Origin of the sequence: Microbacterium sp. As-52 (genome assembly GCF_049949185.1) — a bacterium.
GTDB classification, from domain to species: domain Bacteria; phylum Actinomycetota; class Actinomycetes; order Actinomycetales; family Microbacteriaceae; genus Microbacterium; species Microbacterium maritypicum_A.
In genome coordinates this window covers 61,684-78,321 of the sequence record NZ_CP188171.1, presented here as the reverse complement: position 1 = coordinate 78,321, position 16,638 = coordinate 61,684, and the positions used below count along the sequence as shown (strand labels likewise).

The following is a 16,638-nucleotide window of genomic DNA, read 5'->3' as shown; positions in this document are numbered from 1 at the left end:
GTTCAGGTGAACAGTGTTCAGGACCGTGACGGGGAGATCAGATGATGGGGTGCCCTCAGGTCGCCGGGGCTCCGATCACGCTCGAGCGGGTGTCGGTGCAACTCGACGGACGTTCGGTGCTGCATGACATCAGCGTCGAGCTCACGGCTTCCACGATCGCCGTGATCGGGGCGAACGGTTCGGGGAAGTCGACGTTCGCGAGGCTGCTGAACGGACTCGTCACACCCCACAGCGGCACCGTGCGTGTGCACGGACATGACACCGTGCAGGAGCGTGCAGCGGTGCGCCGCCTCGTGGGCTTCGTCTTCACCAATCCGGATGCGCAGATCCTCATGCCGACACCGGCCGAGGATCTCGCGCTGTCGTTGCGCGGTCGCCCGAAGGCGGAAGTGGCCGCGCGCGTCCAGGAGACCCTCGAGACGAACGGACTGGGCGCGCACGCCGAGGTCCCGGCATCGATGCTGTCCGGTGGGCAGAAGCAGATGCTCGCGCTGGCGTCGGTGCTCATCGCGCAACCGCGCGTGATCGTCGCCGACGAGCCGACCACGCTGCTGGATCTACGGAACGCCCGCCGCATCGGCGACCTCCTGCTCGCACAGCAGGCGCAGGTGGTGGTGGTCACGCACGACCTCGACCTCGCTGCCCGCTGCGACGCCGCGCTGCTCTTCGAGGACGGGAGGATCGCCGCCTCCGGTGAGCCGGCGCGCGTGATCGACGCCTACCGGCGGGCGTGCGCATGATCCCGCTCTACCGTCCGGGAACGGGGCTCATCCATCGAGCGCCGGCAGGCTTCAAACTCGCGGCCCTGGCTGTCGGCGCCCTCGTGCTCTCGCTGTATCCGCACGACTCGCTGAGCATCGGCGTCTCGCTCGCGATCGTCGTGGGGCTGTACGGCCTGAGCGGACTGCCGTTCCGTGTGCTCGTCACGGAGGCCTGGCGTCTGCGCTGGATCGTCCTCGTCCTCGCCGCGGCGCTGCTCATCTTCGTGTCGCCCGTCGCCGCGTGGATCAGCACAGGGAGGGTCGTGGCGGTGCTCCTCCTGGCGAGCCTGCTGACCCTGACCACTCGGATGTCGGACCTTCTCGCGGTGCTCCATCGTCTCCTCCGTCCGCTTCGCAGCATGCGGGTCGATCCGGAGGCGGTGGCGCTGACGATATCGCTCACCCTCACGACAGTCCCGGTGATCGCCGGGTTCGCCGCACGCGTGCGCGAAGCCGAGCAGGCCCGCGATGTGCGCCTGGGGATCCGCACCGTCGTGCCGCTGCTGGTGCTCGCATTGCGGCACGCGGATGACGTCGGCGAAGCGCTGGCGGCCCGGGGCATCGTCTGACTCAGGCCGGCACTGGCGCGTTGACTGCGACTCGTGCTCGCTGTGTCGGTCGCTGAGAAGCCGACAGCGACGAGAGTCGCAGCGCGGCGCCGATCAGCGCGATCGCGATCAGCGCGGTCGATACCGAGGTGCCGAGCACCAGAAGGAGCACGATCCCGACCAGACCGCTCAAGGTTCCGATGACGATGCGGTGCATCGAGGTCGTCGCCGAGGGCGCGGGCTGCGACTCGAATCGCGTGAAGGCGACGGCGACGAGAGCGGTGAGAGCGAGAGCCGTCGCCAGCCAGAGGGGACGCCCGGCCCACCATCCCGCGCTGTCCAACGCCGGCAGGCTGGCTCCGGCGACGAGTGCGTACACTGCGGTGACACCGGCCATCAGGAGCAGTACCGGCATGTGCCAGAGGTAGATCGTCATGGTGCGCACCGTCACGAAGGCGGTGAACGCGGCGACCCGCGGCCGACGGCTGAACCGTTCGAGACGCTCGCGGTGCAGTGACAGCAGCCTGGCGTGCGCAACTCCGACGAGGAGGAGCGCCGCGGTCGGCGGGTTGATGTTCGCGATGAGGTCGGGGGAGTAGATGCCGAAGGCGAAGGTCGCGACGAGCAGAAGGAGGGCCGTGATCCCGGCGGTGGCGCGTACGCGCCTGGCGAGGCGGTCGATGCTGCCGTCGGCCAGGAAGAACCCGAGCTGCTGGAGGGTCATCCACACGAAAGCGAGGTTCAGGAACCCCAGCCCGTCGATGCCGGTGGCTGTGCGCAGCACGTCGACGGTGATCGAGGCGAGCACCAGCGCGCCGATCGTGCGCAGCGGTGCGCGTTCATGGGCGGAGGCGAGAAGAGGGAGCAGAGCCTGACAGAGCAGGAAGACGCCCAGGAACCAGAGCGGCTGCCCGTATCGGAATCCCGCCGTCGCGATGAGGTCGGCGGGAACGCCGAAGACCGTGAGCAGCGCGAGTGCGAGTGCGATGACCGCGATCGTGAAGATCGCCGGACGCAGCAGTCGATGCACACGGCCGGCGACGAAGCCGATGGCCGTGCCTCCGCGCTGATGCATCCGCCGGTAGGCCAGCAGACCCGAGAACCCTCCGATGACGAAGAACAGGGGCATCACCTGGAGGAACCAGCTGAGCGGCGCGATCCATCCGGTCCCGTCGCTGGCATTGGCGAAGACCGGTCCGGAATCGGTCACGGTGACGCCGACCATGATGGCGTGCAGGAGCACGACCCCGAGGACGCAGAGGGCCCGGAGGAAGTCGATCCCGGTGTCGCGGGATGCGCGTGGGGGAGCTGTGGTGCTGACGGCGCGCGGTGCCTGGACGATGGCCATGAGTCCTCCTCGGAAGCGGTGTTCCAGGAGACTATGGAGGTGGTGCCGGCGAGGGCATCACCCGTGGGTGCCGTCACGACCCCCTACGACGGGGTGAGTCAGGACGACGGTTCGACGAGTCCGGTGTCGTACGCGAGGATCACGGCGTGCACGCGGTCTCGCAGGCTCAGTTTGGCGAGCACCTTGCCGACATGCGTCTTGACGGTCTGCTCTGCGATGAAGAGATCGGCGGCGATCTCGGTGTTAGAACGACCTCGACCGATGAGCACGAGCACCTCGCGCTCGCGATCCGTGAGCTCGGCGAGAGCCGTCGCCGAGCGCGGTGCGCGGGGGCGGCGGCCGGCGAACTGCTCGATCATGCGGCGCGTCACGCTGGGCGCGAGCAGCGCATCGCCGTCCGCGACGACCCGAACCGCGTGCACGAGCTCCTCCGGTAGAGCATCCTTCAGCAGGAAGCCGCTGGCGCCGGCCTCGAGCGCGTCGTACACGTAGTCGTCGATGTCGAATGTGGTGAGCATCAGGATTCGAGGTACGTGCGCGGCCGGATAGGAGGGGCCGAGGATGCGCCTCGTGGCCTCGATCCCGTCGAGCTCCGGCATGCGCACATCCATGAGGATCACATCGGGATCGAGACGCGCTGCGAGGGTGACCGCTTCCGCACCGTTCGCCGCCTGCCCGGTCACGCGGATGCCGTCATGGGCGTCGAGGAGCGCGGCGAACCCTGCTCGAACCATGGCCTGGTCGTCGGCGATGAGGACGCTGATGGTCACAGGCTCTCCTTGTCAGGGGAAGGGGATGAAGGTGTGCCGGCCGGGGCGGCGTCGAGGGGGAGGACGGCGTCGACATCCCATCCTCCGTCGGACGCGGGGCCGGCGGAGAGACTGCCGCCGAGGATCTCGGCGCGCTCCCGCATGCCCCGGAGCCCGTAACCGGTGCCGTGACTCTCGGCGCGGTGCGGCGGTGCGTCGTTGTGCACCTGGATGTGGATGCTGGGCGCCTCTGCGCGCACGCGCACAGCGATGCGCGCACCGGGTGCGTGTCGCACGGCGTTGCTCAATGCCTCCTGCACGATGCGGAAGGCGGCGATCTGGACAGCAGGTGTGGCGGAGGCGGTTTCGGTTCCTTCGAGGACGAGTCCGACGTCGACACCGGCGCGGCGGATGCTGTCGACAAGGGCGGGGATGTCGTCGACGCCTTGCTGCGGGGCCAGTTCGGCGCTCTGGTCTTCGGTGCGGAGCACCCCGAGCATGCGTCGCATCTCCGTGAGCGAGGTCCGGGCGGTGGCGGCGATGTCGTCGAACTCCGTGATGGCGGCGGTGCCGAGCTCGGGAATCCGATACTTGGCCGTCGAGGCCTGCACCTGGATCACCGACATGCTGTGGGCGACGACGTCGTGCAGCTCCCTGGCGATCCGTGTGCGCTCTTCGACGAGCGCGCGCCTGGCCTCCTCGAGCGCGCTGTGCTCCTTCTCGCGCGTCAGCTCGGCGGCGACGCGGACCCGCCCGGCTATCAGCGCTGCGATGAGGAACATCGCGGAGGCGACTGCAGTCGTGACGATCAGGTCGGCGGTCGCACTGGCGGATGACGCCGGGAGGGCGACCATGTCGGGCCGGAGCACGGGGGCGAGAAGCGAGGCGATCGCCCCGAGGATCAGGGCGAAGGCTCCGATCCTCGTCCCATGGAGGAAAGTGACGACGCCGACGAAGAGGACGAAGACGAGGAGTGCCGGAACGGACCACGGCCAGGGAGACTGGATCGCCAGCTCCGGCACGACCGTGAGCGGCAGGGTGAACGCACTCGCCGTGAACAGGATGAGAGCCCAGCGAGGACGTGAGATCGCGAGGAGCGGCGAAGCGCACAGCACAGCTCCGAGGATGAACGACAGCGGCAGCGGTGTGCCGTACAGGAGGGTCTGCAGCGGGACGATCACCGCGTACAGCGCCACGACCGCCGCACCCAGCGCCACGAGGGCGGAGGTGCGGCGGTTGATCCGTTGGCGGAGCGGTGTGCGCTCCCGGCGTCGTGCCATGACTGTCATCCTGCCAGCTGGGGCGCCGGCGCACGGCGGCGACGGGCCGCGGCGATCCGGTCGATCACGAACCCGATGACGAGGGCGATGACGATGCCGAGCCCGGCGCTGAGCAGGGGCTGGTCTTTGATCCAGGCGCCGGCGAGCAGACCGATCGCGAGGCTGAACACGCTCCAGCTGACCCCGGCGATGAGGCTCAAGGGGAGGAAGCGCCGCCAGGGGAAGTGGAGAGCGCCCGCGCTCATGTTGACGGCGACCCGACCGACCGGGATGTAGCGGGCGCCGAGGATGAGCGTCGCGCTCCGACGGTCGAGTGCGCGCTGGGCGTGAGCGAATGCCGCCGCCACCCGGGGGCGTCGCATCCACGCGAACCTCGTCGTGCCCACCGCTCGCCCGATGACGAAGGCGAGATTGTCTCCGATCGCCGCACCGATCGCGGCGACGAGCCCGAGGAGCACCAGGTTTCCCTCGCCGGTGGAGGCGGTGACCGCCGCCGCGGCGACGAGCACGGTCTCGCTGGGAACCGGGGGGAAGAAGCCGTCGATGACGGTGACGGCGAACAGGACCAGGTACAGCCAGGGTGAGGCAATCGCCTGCATGATGAGCTCGTTGAGGATGTCCACTCCCGTACGTTATGCAGCGGACCCCGAGCCGGGCATCCCTCTCGGGTATCGGGACCCTCACCCTTCGGAGTGATCTTGCTGAGCGCGACTCCCGGCGACGCCGCTTATACTGGGAGGCTGGCCGATCGGCCGACAACCTCCCCGAAAGAACGGACGTCCGCTGTGCTTGCCGTGCACGACCTCGAGATCCGCGTTGGCGCGCGCCTGCTGATGGAGAACGTCTCGTTCCGCGTCGCCGACGGAGACAAGATCGGACTCGTCGGCCGCAACGGGGCCGGGAAGACCACGCTCACCAAGGTGCTCGCCGGTGACGTGCTCCCGTCGGGCGGAAGCGTCACCCGCTCCGGGGAACTCGGCTACCTGCCGCAGGACCCTCGTTCGGGCAATCCCGAAGACCTCGCGCGTACGCGCATCCTCGATGCCCGCGGGCTCGGTCAGCTCAACCTCGGCATGACCGAGGCGGCCCTCGCCATGGGTTCCGACGACCCCGCGGTGGCCGACAAGGCCATGAAGCGCTACGCCCGACTCACCGAGCAGTTCGAGGCGCAGGGCGGCTACGCGGCCGAAGCCGAAGCCGCGTCCATCGCCAACAACCTGTCGCTTCCCGACCGTATCCTCGACCAGCCGCTGTCGACGCTGTCCGGCGGTCAACGCCGTCGGATCGAACTCGCGCGCATCCTCTTCTCCGACGCGCAGACGATGATCCTCGACGAGCCGACCAACCACCTCGACGCCGACAGCGTCGTGTGGTTGCGCGAGTTCCTCAAGGGCTACAAGGGCGGGCTGATCGTGATCAGTCACGATGTGGAGCTCGTCGGCGAGACCGTCAACCGGGTGTTCTACCTCGACGCGAACCGCCAGATCATCGACACATACAACATGAACTGGAAGAACTACCTGCGTCAGCGGGTGGCTGATGAGGAGCGTCGCAAGAAGGAACGCGCGAACGCCGAGAAGAAGGCGACGACCCTGCAGCTGCAGGCCGCCCGCTTCGGTGCGAAGGCTTCGAAGGCCGCTGCTGCGCACCAGATGATCGCGCGCGCCGAGAAGCTGCTTGCCGGACTGGACGAGGTGCGTCAGGAGGACCGGGTGGCGAAGCTGCGCTTCCCGAAGCCCGCTCCTTGCGGTAAGACGCCGATGATGGCCTCCGGCCTCTCGAAGTCGTACGGCTCGCTCGAGATCTTCACCGACGTCGACCTGGCGATCGATCGCGGTTCGAAGGTCGTCGTGCTCGGACTCAACGGTGCAGGAAAGACCACACTGCTGCGGATGCTCGCCGGCGTCGACCAGCCCGATACGGGACAGCTCGAGCCGGGGCACGGCCTCAAGGTCGGCTACTACGCGCAGGAGCACGAGAACCTCGACGTGAACCGCTCGGTGCTCGAGAACATGGTCTCGGCCGCTCCGCACATCACGGAGACCGAAGCGCGCAAGGTGCTCGGGTCGTTCCTGTTCACGGGTGACGACGTGCTCAAGCCCGCCGGCGTCCTCTCCGGTGGTGAGAAGACCCGTCTGTCGCTCGCGACGCTGGTCGTGTCGTCGGCGAACCTGCTGCTGCTCGATGAGCCGACCAACAACCTCGATCCTGCCTCGCGCGAGGAGATCCTCGGTGCGCTCGCGCACTACGAGGGCGCAGTCGTGCTCGTCTCGCACGACCCCGGTGCCGTGCAGTCACTCAACCCCGAACGTGTGCTGATCCTGCCGGACGGGGTCGAGGACATCTGGAGCCAGGAGTACCAGGACCTCATCGAGCTCGCCTAGGGGGTCGGTTCCGTGTCGGCGGCCCGGGATATCGTGACGGACATGGGGCTGGGTCACATCCGCGCGATCTGCTGGGACTGGAACGGCACGCTGCTCGACGATGCCGAGATCTGCCGTCAGGTCATGAACGCCGTGCTCGAGGAGCACGCGCTCGAACCGCTCGCCGACGAGCACGCGTACCGATCCGTCTTCCGCTTCCCGATCCGGGACTTCTACCGCTCGGTCGGACTCGGGGACGACCGATTCCTGTCGGCCGCAACCACGTATCTCGACCTGCTCGCCCAGCGCGTCGGCGAGGCGCCGCTCCACTCCGACGTGCGGGCCACGCTCGCGGTGCTCCGTGAGCGAGGGATCCGCCAGGTCCTCGCTTCGGCGACTCTTCCGGATGCCCTCGCTCGGCAGATGGCCCCGCACGACCTGGGCGAGGCGTTCGAAGCGGTGCTGTCGATCGACGATCCCTTCCGCGCCTCCAAGCACGATGTGATCTCGCGATGGCTGGCGACATCCGGGATGGCTGCGCATGATGTGCTCGTCGTCGGCGACACCAATCACGATCGAGAGATCGCGGACGATCTCGGCGCGGAGTTCGTCCATTTCGACGGCGGGCACCAGAAGTGGGCAGGAGACACCCGCCGGGTCTCGACGCTCGGCGAGCTGATCGACCTCCTGGGGCCGCTCCCGGTGGGTTCCGCCTCCGCCGAACTCGCCTGACCACTCGGCCCTGCCCGGGGCGGACCCATGGCATAGTCGAGAGCATGCCGTTCGCGCATCCCCCGTCCTCGTCAGACATCAGCGACTGGTTGCGTGCGCAGCCTTCCCTCACCGGGGTCGCGCCGCCGCTCGATCTCGCAGGGCTTCCCGAAGATCCCGTGCCGTTATTCGTCGATTGGATCGGAGAGGCCGCCGAGAGCGGGGTCGCGGAACCGCACGCGGCGACCCTGGCGACGGTCGACGATGACGGCGTGCCGGATGCGAGGACACTGATCCTCAAGGGCGTCGACGCGCGAGGATGGGCGTTCGCCGGGACGCGCTCGTCCCGCAAGGGCGAGCAGATCGCCGCACGCCCTGCCGCGGCGTTGAACTTCTGGTGGCAGCCGCTCCGACGGGCCGTGCGGGTCCGGGGAATGATCCAGGAAGCGTCCGAGGTGGAGAGCGCCGCAGATCTCGCCGCGCGGTCGGCTGACGCTCGTCGCGGTGTCGCGCCGGGGGAATGGGTGCTCTGGAGGATCGTCCCGGCGCGGGTCGAGTTCTGGCAGGGATCGGCGGACCGGAACCACAGCCGGATCGTCTTTCAGCGCGCGGAGGGCGGCTGGAGCCGCAGCGTGACGGGCGAGGCCGCCGGTGTGGCGAGATATAGAGTCGCAGGGGAGCGGACATGAGCGGTTATCAGGTGCTCGAGATCGGGTCGCTCGACGAGTGGCGCACCCACCATGGTGGCTTCGATGCCGCACGATCGCGCGACGGGCGTCGCGTCGTCGACCATGAGCTGACGATGCAGTACATCGGGATGACCGCGAACGCGTTGGAGCCGGGCGAAGAGGCCGGCTACTGGCACGTGCACCGGAAGATCGAAGAGGTCTACGTGTTCCTCGGAGGGCGAGGGCAGATGGGGCTGGACGACGATGTGGTGGAGGTCGGCCCCGGTACCGTGATCCGCGTCGGTCAGGGCGTCGCTCGCACGTGGCGAGCGCGACCGGACAGTCCGGGCGAACTGCGCTGGCTCTGTCTCCGCGCCGGCGGCGAGGAACTGCCGCACCTTCCGGACGACAGCTCGCGGCTACCGGAGCGCCCGATGCCATGGTCGGACCGAGCGAGCACCGGCTGAAGAGTCACCGTACGTCGAGCAGTTCGTCCTCGACGTCGGCGTCGTGGTCCTTGCGGCGCGACTTCTTGACGGGGGCTTGGACTCCCTCGACCTCCTCGCGGTGCTTCACGATCTCCGTCCGGATGATGTATCCGATGAAGATGAAGCCCATCAGCGCGAAGAGAATCCACTGGATGGCATAGGACAGGTGCGGACCCGGATCGTCGGTGGGGGAGTCGAATCCCCCCAGCGTCCCTGCGCCGGCCGGGTCTTCGCTGATCATCCGTCCGTAGGCTCCGGTGATCACGTCACCGTCGACGAGATCGGCGATGGTCGGCAGATTGATGGTCGGCACCTGACCTTCGGGCGCGCCACGGCCCGATGCCGGAACCTGCTCACCCGGGCGAAGACGCACGGTGACCTCGGCTTCGCCCTCCGGCGGTGCTGGCACCGAATCCGGCGCGTCCCCGTCACCCGGCGGCACCCAGCCGCGATCGACGATGAAGATGCGACCATCGACGTCGCGGAACGGCACGAGCACCTCGAAGGCGCTCGTCCCGCCGTGCGGGCGGTTGCGCACCAGGAGCTGCTGGTCGGCGAGGTATTCGCCCTGCAGGATCACCGGTCGCCACTCGTCGGAGGGATCGAGGGCACCGTCTTCTCCGATGAGGTCGGAGAGGGGAACAGGCTTCGCGTCGTAGTTCTCTTCAACGAGCTCGATCTGCGCGGCTCTGGTCTCGTTGCGCTCGAACTGCCAGTTCGACAGGAAGACGCACGCGACCGCGAAACCGATCGCGATGAGCACGTAGACGGCCCATCGGGTCAGACGTCCGCTCATGCGGGGATCCCATCCCGAACACTGACAGGGAAGTCACGTGCTGCCAGATAGTCCCGGAGGTAGGCGACGTGCTCATCGCACGCCAACCAGATCTTCTCCCGATCGGCGGCATGGATGCGGGGGTTGCGCCATACGACCTGTCTGGTCGCCGCGCTCCGGCAGCCGGCACGCGAGCATTCGAGGTCTGTCATCGGTCCTTCGGGCCTTCGTGGATCGTGAACACCGGTGGTGTCGCGGGCTGGCTCTCGATCGGTGCGGGCGCCGGGGCGGACAGCTCCTGAACCGGCGACTCGGCACCGGTCTCGGTGCTGTCGCTGCCCGCGTTGGCGAAGACCACGGCGATGTACGGCAGCACGGCGGCGGAGATCCCGAAAACCCAGGTGTACCAACCGTACGGCTGGACCAGCACCATCAGAGCGAAGCACGCGATGCGGATGGACATCGTCAGGACATAACGGCGCACACGATGGTCTGCCTCATCCCGCGGAGACTGCGGCAGTGAGGTGACGGCCGGGACTTGACGCGCGTTCTTCACGATGTCTCAAGCCTACGCCGGTACCGGGCATTCGGCGTGCCGGTTCGGAGGCGGTTCAGCGCGAGAAGACGACGGGCAGGCTGAGCGCTCCGACGAACAGGAAGCCGATGAAGACGCCGATGAGGGGGAACGCGCCGATCGCGATTATCGCGGAGCCGAGGATCGACCCGGCATCGTCGGTAGGATCGATGACGGCTCGGGAACCCGTGCCACCGGCCAGAGCAGGAGTGTCCCCATGAGCGCTGAGCGCGTCGTCCTCGTCACCGGCGGAAACCGCGGTATCGGCCGCGCGATCGCGGAGCGTTTCGTGCGGGACGGATACCGCGTCGCGGTCACCGCTCGCAGCGGCGAGGGGCCGGAGGGGACTCTCACGGTCCGGGCGGATGTCACGGATGCGGCCGCGCTCGATGCGGCGTTCACCGAGGTGGAGCAGCAGTTGGGACCGGTGGAGATCGTCGTCGCGAATGCGGGCATCACCAAGGACACCCTGCTGATGCGCATGAGTGAAGACGACTTCGACAGCGTGGTCGCGACGAATCTGGGAGGCACGTTCCGCGTCGTCAAGCGTGCCTCAAAGGGCATGCTCCGGGCACGCTTCGGCCGCATCATCCTGATCTCGAGCGTCGTCGGACTCTACGGCTCCGCAGGCCAGGCCAACTACTCGGCGTCGAAGAGCGCCCTGGTCGGCTTCGCGCGATCGATCACCCGTGAGCTCGGCGCGCGCGGGATCACCGCCAACGTCGTCGCTCCCGGATTCATCGAGACCGACATGACCGCCGAGCTCCCCGAAGAGACCCAGAAGCAGTACAAGGCGAGCATCCCGGCCGCACGCTTCGCCACACCCGATGAGGTCGCGGGTGTGGTGACATGGCTCGCGGGTGACGACGCCGGGTACGTCTCCGGCGCGGTCATCCCCGTCGATGGCGGCCTCGGAATGGGGCACTGACCCCGAGACCGGTGTTCAGCGCGCGGTCGCCGCGTTGATCAGCGCACCGAGCCGTTCGGGCACGGAGAACTGCGGCCAATGGCCGGAGCCGATGCGCAGGACCTCGGCGTCATCGATCGACCGGTATTCGTCGGCGTACGCACCCCACTGGTCGATCATCTCGTCGAACGTGGCCTGATCGAGGCCAGCCATCAGCAGCGTCACCGGAACTCGATGGCGTGAGCGGTTCTCCAGGACGATGCCGTCGGTCGGCACCCTCGCGGGAACGCTGCGGGTGAGGCGAGTCGTACGCGCTCGGGTCGCGTCGTCGAGGTCGCTCACGTCCTCGTCCGGGAAGAAGCCCCAACCGGGGAAGGGCACGACCCCGTCCACGATCTCGAACTCGCTGATGCCGCTCCCGGGAGGGGGCGGCACGGTATCGACGAAGACGACTCGTTTCAGGCGCTCGGGGCGGGCATCGGCGACGCCCCATGCCACGTTGCCCCCGCCGCTGTGACCCACCACCACGATCTCTCCCTGCAGGGCGTCCACGGCATGGACGGCGGCGTCGATCCATTCGGCGATGCCGATCCCCGCGGAGATGGCGGCGGGCGCGCCGAGGCCGGGGAGGGTGAGGGGATGTGCGCGATGCCCGGCCTGTTCGAGGGCAGGGATCACCTCTTCCCAACTGGACGCATCGAGCCAGAGTCCCGGGATGAGGATGATGTCCATGAGCTGACGCTAGCGGTGGCGTCGGACTTTCACCACAGCGTTCCCTTACGGCAGCAGGGCGATGACCTCCGCCAAGTCCTGCGGGCCGATGACGAGGCTCGCGGCCTCCCGAACGGCGGGCTTCGCGTTGAAGGCGAGACCGAGACCGGCGACCGCCATCATCGGCAGGTCGTTCGCACCGTCGCCGATCGCGATGGTCGCCCGGGGAGCGACCCCGAGTTCCGCCGCCCACTCCCGGAGAGACAATGCCTTCGCCGCGCCGTCGACGATGTCACCGTCTACCAGGCCGGACAGCACGCCTTCTGCGGCGTCGAGACGGTTGGCTCGCCAGCGATCGACGCCGAGGGCCGGCGCGACGCTGTCGAGGATCTCGTGGAATCCTCCGGAGACGACGCCCACCACCCCGCCGCGGTCGTGGACGGCCGCAGTCAGCTCTCGCACGCCGGGCGTGGGCTCGATGCGCGCGCGGACGCGCTCGAAGGCCGACACCGGTACACCTTTCAGAGCCGCGACCCGCGAGCGCAGGCTCGTCGAGAAGTCGACCTCACCGCGCATCGCCGCTTCGGTGGCGGCCTGCACCTCGGCACGCCGCCCGGCTTCGTCGGCGAGCAATTCGATCACCTCGTTGCGGATGAGGGTGGAATCGGCATCGAGGACGACGAGGAAGCGCGCGCTGGTCACCCGTCGAGCCTAGCGATCGCTCGAGTGGTCGGTGTGCGGCGTGACGTGCTCAGCGGTCGATGAAGATGCCCTTGCCCACGACGGTGATGCCTGACTCCGTGACGGTGAAGCCGCGCGCCAGGTCGCGTTCACGGTCCACACCGACCGTCGCTCCATCAGCCAGCACCACGTTCTTGTCGAGGATCGCCCGGTGGATGCGTGCCCCCTGGCCGACGTGCACGTGGTCGAACACGACCGAGTCGGTGATGGTCGATCCTCCTCCGGCGAGTGTCCACGGACCGACCACGCTGCGTTCCAGGTGCGTTCCGGACAGCACCGAGCCGAGGGAGACGATCGAGTCGATCGCATTGCCGATCCGTCCGACCGAGTCCCTGACGAACTTCGCCGGCGGGGAGTTGACGGCCTGCGAGTGGATCGGCCACTCCATGTTGTAGAGGTTGAAGACGGGAAGCGTCGAGATGAGGTCCCGGTGCGCGTCGAAGAACGAGTCGATCGTTCCCACGTCCCGCCAGTACGACCGGTCGCGTGGAGAAGAACCGGGGACCTCGTTCTGCTTCATGTCGTAGTAGCCGGCCTCGCCGCGCTCGACGAAGTAGGGGACGATGTCGCCCCCCATGTCGTGCCCGGACACGGGAGACTCCCCGTCGGCCTCGACGGCGGCGATCAGCGCGTCGGCGTCGAAGATGTAGTTGCCCATCGAGGCGAGGACCTCGTGGGGCGAATCCTCGAGGCCCGCGATGTCGGTCGGCTTCTCGAGGAACTGCTTGATCCGTCCGGACTCCGCGTCGGCGTCGATCACGCCGAACTGCGACGCGAGCGCGAGCGGCTGGCGGATGCCGGCGACGGTCGCCTTGGCACCGGACTCGATGTGCGCCTCGAGCATCTGGCGGAAGTCCATCCGGTACACGTGGTCGGCGCCGATCACGACGACGATGTCGGGCTTCTCGTCGTTGATGAGGTTCATGCTCTGCAGGATCGCGTCGGCGGAGCCCGAGAACCACCGTTTGCCGAGGCGCTGCTGGGCCGGCACGGAGGTCACGTAGGAGTCGAGGAGCGCCGACATCCGCCAGGTCTGCGAGATGTGTCGGTCGAGGCTGTGCGACTTGTACTGCGTCAGCACCACGATCTGCCGCAACCCGGAGTTGATGAGGTTCGAGATCGCGAAGTCGATGAGTCTGTACTGTCCGCCGAAGGGCACTGCGGGTTTCGCTCTATCGGCCGTGAGAGGCATGAGGCGCTTGCCCTCGCCGCCGGCGAGGATGATCCCGAAGACCTTCTTTGGAGCGGACATGGCTCCACCATAGATGCCATCATCGTCGCTGTACTAGCGTTCAGACATGCGAGTTGAAATGATCACGAAGGAGTACCCGCCGGAGGTCTACGGCGGTGCCGGCGTGCACGTCGCCGAGCTCGTCGCGGCCCTCAGGGAGCACGTCGACGTCCGGGTCCGTGCGTTCGGCGCACCCCGTGACGAGGCGGGCACCTTCGCCTACCGCACGCCCGCCGAGCTCGCCGGGGCGAACGCCGCTCTGCAGACGCTCGGCACGGATCTGGAGATCGTGTCGGCTATCGCCGAGGCCGATCTGGTGCACAGCCACACCTGGTACGCGAACTTCGCCGGGCATCTCGCCTCGCAGCTGCACGGCATCCCCCACGTGCTCACGGCGCACAGCCTCGAACCCCTTCGACCATGGAAGGCGGAGCAGCTCGGCGGCGGCTACGCCGTCTCCAGCGGGATCGAGCGCCTGGCCTATGAGAACGCCGCAGCGGTGATCGCTGTGAGCGCGGGGATGCGTGCCGACATCCTGCGCAGTTACCCGCAGGTCGACCCGGCGAAGGTGCGGGTGATCCACAACGGGATCGACGTCGAACGCTGGCGTCCGGTACGCGACGACCAGTTCCTGCGATCGATCGGAATGGACCCTGCTCGACCGTCGGTCGTCTTCGTCGGTCGCATCACGCGGCAGAAGGGGCTGCCGTTTCTGCTGCAGGCCGCGCGTCTGCTGCCGCCAGAGGTGCAGCTGGTGCTCTGCGCCGGAGCGCCGGACACACCGGAGATCATGGCGGAGGTCCAAGAAGGCGTCCGGCTGCTCCAGCAGGAGCGGGACGGGGTGATCTGGATCGAGCGGATGCTGCCGCGCGACGAGCTGTCGACGGTCCTGACGGCCGCGACGACGTTCGTCTGCCCGTCCGTCTACGAGCCCCTCGGGATCGTGAACCTGGAGGCGATGGCGTGCGGGGCGGCGGTCGTCGGGACCGCGACCGGTGGGATCCCTGAGGTCGTCGCCGACGGTGTGACCGGGCGTCTCGTCCCGATCGAGCAGGTTCAGGACGGCACCGGCACGCCGGTGGACCCTGACCGCTACGTCGCGGATCTGGCCGCCGTGCTCACGGAGGTGGCGATGGATCAGGATCGGGCACGCGCGTACGGCGAGGCCGGACGGGAGCGGGCGCGCGAGGAGTTCAGCTGGGCGGCGATCGCCGAGACGACGCGCGCGCTCTACGCGGAGCTGACCGCCTGAGCCGATAGGCTGAAGGCATGCCGAGCGCTCTGGAATTCACCGACGTCGTCGTGCGCCGTGAGGGGCGCAACATCATCGATCACGTGACCTGGAAGGTCGACGATGATCAACGATGGGTGATCCTCGGCCCGAACGGCGCGGGAAAGACCACGCTCCTGCAGCTGGCCGACACTCTCATGCACCCGACGTCGGGAACGGTGACGGTGCTGGGGGAGACGCTCGGCCGCACCGACGTGTTCGAGGTGCGCCCGCGCATCGGCTTCGCCTCGTCGGCCATGGCCAAGCGCGTGCCCCGGGACGAGACGGTTCTCAACACCGTGCTCACGGCCGCGTACTCCGTGCTCGGCCGCTGGAACGAGAGCTACGAGGCCATCGACGAGCGCCGCGCGCTCCGCGTCCTCGGCGACTGGCGTCTCGACCATCTGGCCGACCGCACCTTCGGCACCCTCAGCGACGGCGAGCAGAAGAGGGTCCAGATCGCGCGTGCCGTCATGACAGACCCCGAGCTCCTGCTTCTCGACGAGCCCACGGCTTCGCTCGATCTCGGCTCTCGTGAAGAGCTCCTCGCGCTCCTCAGCGGGTACGCGTCCTCGCCGACCACCCCGGCCATGCTGATGGTGACGCACCACGTGGAGGAGATCCCCGTGGGATTCACCCACGTGATGCTGATCCGGGACGGTGCCGTGGTCGCGGCGGGCCCGATCGCGGAGACGCTCACGGCCGAGGCTCTCAGCGACACGTTCGGCATGCCGATCGTGCTCAGCGGCGAGGGCGGCCGCTACGCCGCCCGCGCAGCATCCTGATCCGGGTCTGATAGAATCGACCCTTGGTGCTCTCTGCACCGCAGACTTCCCTCGTCCCTGGCACAATCCAGGGCAGCAACTAAGGAATCCCATGAAGACTGACATTCACCCCGAGTACAAGGCTGTCGTGTTCCGCGACCTCGGTTCGGGCGAGACGTTCCTCACCCGTTCGACCGTGTCGAGCGACAAGACCATCGAGCTGGACGGCGTGGAGTACCCCGTCATCGACGTCGAGATCTCCTCGGCTTCGCACCCGTTCTACACGGGTAAGCAGCGCATCATGGACTCGGCCGGCCGCGTCGAGAAGTTCAACCAGCGCTTCAAGGGCTTCGGCGGCTCGTCCAAGTAACGATCGCCAACGAACAAGGCCCCATGCTCCTCGGAGCGTGGGGCTTTCTTCGTTCCCCGGCCGCTGCGTTCGCGGCCGTGCCCGAAACCTCAGAGGTCGAGTCGGATCCGGCCGTCGTCGATCGTGTCTGGAGGATCCCCCGGCGATGGTGCCGGGGCCGTCCGCTGCGTCTGGCGGTCGCGTTCGATACCCGCCTCGTGCGCAGACGGAGACCAGACGGCGTCGAATGCGCCGCCGAGTCCCCCTCCACTGGTCTCGTACTTCTTCTCGATCGGCACCCTCGAGAAGCCGAAGGCGATCACGACGATCACCGCCGAGACCAGGAGCAGCAGCACTCCGACCGTGACGAGCACGCCCACTCCCTGTTCCATGTGCTCCA

21 protein-coding genes are annotated in these 16,638 nt (G+C 68.1%); 10 read left to right on the top strand and 11 right to left on the bottom strand.

Annotated elements, in window-relative coordinates; all coding sequences use genetic code 11:
- Positions 1 to 41 precede the first annotated feature (41 nt).
- Both ACLFA2_RS00375 and ACLFA2_RS00370 read left to right on the top strand, forming a co-directional pair.
- Positions 42 to 740, top strand: coding sequence for an energy-coupling factor ABC transporter ATP-binding protein (locus tag ACLFA2_RS00375; RefSeq protein WP_021200752.1), 699 nt, complete (start codon positions 42 to 44; stop codon positions 738 to 740).
- Entirely contained in the window at positions 737 to 1,330 is a 594-nt protein-coding gene (locus ACLFA2_RS00370; RefSeq protein WP_021200751.1) for a CbiQ family ECF transporter T component, read from the top strand. The genes ACLFA2_RS00375 and ACLFA2_RS00370 overlap by 4 nt, the downstream gene beginning before the upstream one ends.
- Position 1,331: 1 nt before the next feature.
- Here the strand turns inward: ACLFA2_RS00370 and ACLFA2_RS00365 are convergent, their stop codons facing one another.
- The 4 genes from ACLFA2_RS00365 to ACLFA2_RS00350 form a co-directional block, all read right to left on the bottom strand.
- Entirely contained in the window at positions 1,332 to 2,657 is a 1,326-nt protein-coding gene (locus tag ACLFA2_RS00365; RefSeq protein WP_426621833.1) for an acyltransferase family protein, read from the bottom strand.
- Positions 2,658 to 2,755: 98 nt separating this feature from the next.
- Positions 2,756 to 3,427 (bottom strand): response regulator, encoded by a 672-nt coding sequence (locus ACLFA2_RS00360; RefSeq protein WP_021200749.1) that lies wholly within the window; start codon positions 3,425 to 3,427, stop codon positions 2,756 to 2,758.
- Positions 3,424 to 4,686, bottom strand: a complete 1,263-nt coding sequence (locus tag ACLFA2_RS00355) for a sensor histidine kinase (protein ID WP_347125731.1) — start codon at positions 4,684 to 4,686, stop codon at positions 3,424 to 3,426. Before ACLFA2_RS00355 ends, ACLFA2_RS00360 begins: the two co-directional genes overlap by 4 nt.
- 5 nt (positions 4,687 to 4,691) lie before the next feature.
- On the bottom strand, positions 4,692 to 5,309 hold the full coding sequence (locus ACLFA2_RS00350) for a DedA family protein (protein WP_021200747.1): 618 nt from the start codon (positions 5,307 to 5,309) through the stop codon (positions 4,692 to 4,694).
- Between the two features lie 162 nt (positions 5,310 to 5,471).
- Between ACLFA2_RS00350 and abc-f the strand changes: the two genes are divergently transcribed.
- The 4 genes from abc-f to ACLFA2_RS00330 are packed head-to-tail and all read left to right on the top strand — an operon-like array spanning position 5,472 to position 8,895.
- On the top strand, positions 5,472 to 7,070 hold the full coding sequence (abc-f, locus tag ACLFA2_RS00345) for a ribosomal protection-like ABC-F family protein (RefSeq protein WP_029261766.1): 1,599 nt from the start codon (positions 5,472 to 5,474) through the stop codon (positions 7,068 to 7,070).
- Between the two features lie 42 nt (positions 7,071 to 7,112).
- The gene (locus ACLFA2_RS00340) at positions 7,113 to 7,781 is read left to right on the top strand and encodes an HAD family hydrolase (protein WP_152525916.1); all 669 of its coding nucleotides are present in this window, start codon (positions 7,113 to 7,115) and stop codon (positions 7,779 to 7,781) included.
- A 44-nt stretch (positions 7,782 to 7,825) separates the two neighbouring features.
- A complete protein-coding gene (locus ACLFA2_RS00335) occupies positions 7,826 to 8,449 on the top strand; it encodes a pyridoxine/pyridoxamine 5'-phosphate oxidase (RefSeq protein WP_426621832.1) in 624 nt (207 codons plus the stop codon).
- Complete coding sequence (locus tag ACLFA2_RS00330; protein ID WP_021200743.1) at positions 8,446 to 8,895, top strand: cupin domain-containing protein; 450 nt, start codon at positions 8,446 to 8,448, stop codon at positions 8,893 to 8,895. Before ACLFA2_RS00335 ends, ACLFA2_RS00330 begins: the two co-directional genes overlap by 4 nt.
- A 4-nt stretch (positions 8,896 to 8,899) precedes the next feature.
- Here ACLFA2_RS00330 and ACLFA2_RS00325 read toward each other — a convergent pair whose 3' ends face one another.
- Genes ACLFA2_RS00325 through ACLFA2_RS00315 form a run of 3 tightly spaced genes read right to left on the bottom strand, consistent with a single transcriptional unit; the run spans position 8,900 to position 10,175 of the window.
- Positions 8,900 to 9,712 carry an SURF1 family cytochrome oxidase biogenesis protein gene (locus tag ACLFA2_RS00325; protein WP_021200742.1) on the bottom strand — a complete coding sequence of 271 codons (813 nt, stop codon included), beginning with the start codon at positions 9,710 to 9,712 and terminating at the stop codon, positions 8,900 to 8,902.
- The gene (locus ACLFA2_RS00320) at positions 9,709 to 9,903 is read right to left on the bottom strand and encodes a hypothetical protein (protein ID WP_081859644.1); all 195 of its coding nucleotides are present in this window, start codon (positions 9,901 to 9,903) and stop codon (positions 9,709 to 9,711) included. The genes ACLFA2_RS00325 and ACLFA2_RS00320 overlap by 4 nt, the downstream gene beginning before the upstream one ends.
- Complete coding sequence (locus ACLFA2_RS00315; RefSeq protein ID WP_235045246.1) at positions 9,900 to 10,175, bottom strand: DUF3099 domain-containing protein; 276 nt, start codon at positions 10,173 to 10,175, stop codon at positions 9,900 to 9,902. Before ACLFA2_RS00315 ends, ACLFA2_RS00320 begins: the two co-directional genes overlap by 4 nt.
- 307 nt (positions 10,176 to 10,482) lie before the next feature.
- Between ACLFA2_RS00315 and ACLFA2_RS00310 the strand changes: the two genes are divergently transcribed.
- Positions 10,483 to 11,193, top strand: coding sequence for a beta-ketoacyl-ACP reductase (locus ACLFA2_RS00310; RefSeq protein ID WP_031207704.1), 711 nt, complete (start codon positions 10,483 to 10,485; stop codon positions 11,191 to 11,193).
- Between the two features lie 15 nt (positions 11,194 to 11,208).
- On the opposite strand, the gene ACLFA2_RS00305 is transcribed toward ACLFA2_RS00310, so the two are convergent.
- From ACLFA2_RS00305 to glgC, 3 genes are read right to left on the bottom strand one after another with little or no spacing between them, the layout of a single operon-like run.
- On the bottom strand, positions 11,209 to 11,904 hold the full coding sequence (locus tag ACLFA2_RS00305) for an alpha/beta fold hydrolase (RefSeq protein WP_021200739.1): 696 nt from the start codon (positions 11,902 to 11,904) through the stop codon (positions 11,209 to 11,211).
- Between the two features lie 45 nt (positions 11,905 to 11,949).
- On the bottom strand, positions 11,950 to 12,585 hold the full coding sequence (gene serB / locus ACLFA2_RS00300; RefSeq protein ID WP_021200738.1) for a phosphoserine phosphatase SerB: 636 nt from the start codon (positions 12,583 to 12,585) through the stop codon (positions 11,950 to 11,952).
- Positions 12,586 to 12,634: 49 nt separating this feature from the next.
- Entirely contained in the window at positions 12,635 to 13,876 is a 1,242-nt protein-coding gene (glgC, locus tag ACLFA2_RS00295) for a glucose-1-phosphate adenylyltransferase (RefSeq protein ID WP_021200737.1), read from the bottom strand.
- A 46-nt stretch (positions 13,877 to 13,922) separates the two neighbouring features.
- Between glgC and glgA the strand changes: the two genes are divergently transcribed.
- From glgA to ACLFA2_RS00280, 3 genes are all read left to right on the top strand, one after another.
- Complete coding sequence (gene glgA, locus ACLFA2_RS00290) at positions 13,923 to 15,107, top strand: glycogen synthase (RefSeq protein ID WP_029260256.1); 1,185 nt, start codon at positions 13,923 to 13,925, stop codon at positions 15,105 to 15,107.
- A gap of 17 nt (positions 15,108 to 15,124) precedes the next feature.
- Positions 15,125 to 15,910 carry an ABC transporter ATP-binding protein gene (locus ACLFA2_RS00285; RefSeq protein WP_426621831.1) on the top strand — a complete coding sequence of 262 codons (786 nt, stop codon included), beginning with the start codon at positions 15,125 to 15,127 and terminating at the stop codon, positions 15,908 to 15,910.
- Between the two features lie 91 nt (positions 15,911 to 16,001).
- Entirely contained in the window at positions 16,002 to 16,259 is a 258-nt protein-coding gene (locus ACLFA2_RS00280; RefSeq protein WP_021200734.1) for a type B 50S ribosomal protein L31, read from the top strand.
- Between the two features lie 89 nt (positions 16,260 to 16,348).
- Here ACLFA2_RS00280 and ACLFA2_RS00275 read toward each other — a convergent pair whose 3' ends face one another.
- Positions 16,349 to 16,630, bottom strand: coding sequence for a hypothetical protein (locus ACLFA2_RS00275; protein WP_021200733.1), 282 nt, complete (start codon positions 16,628 to 16,630; stop codon positions 16,349 to 16,351).
- Positions 16,631 to 16,638 lie beyond the last annotated feature (8 nt).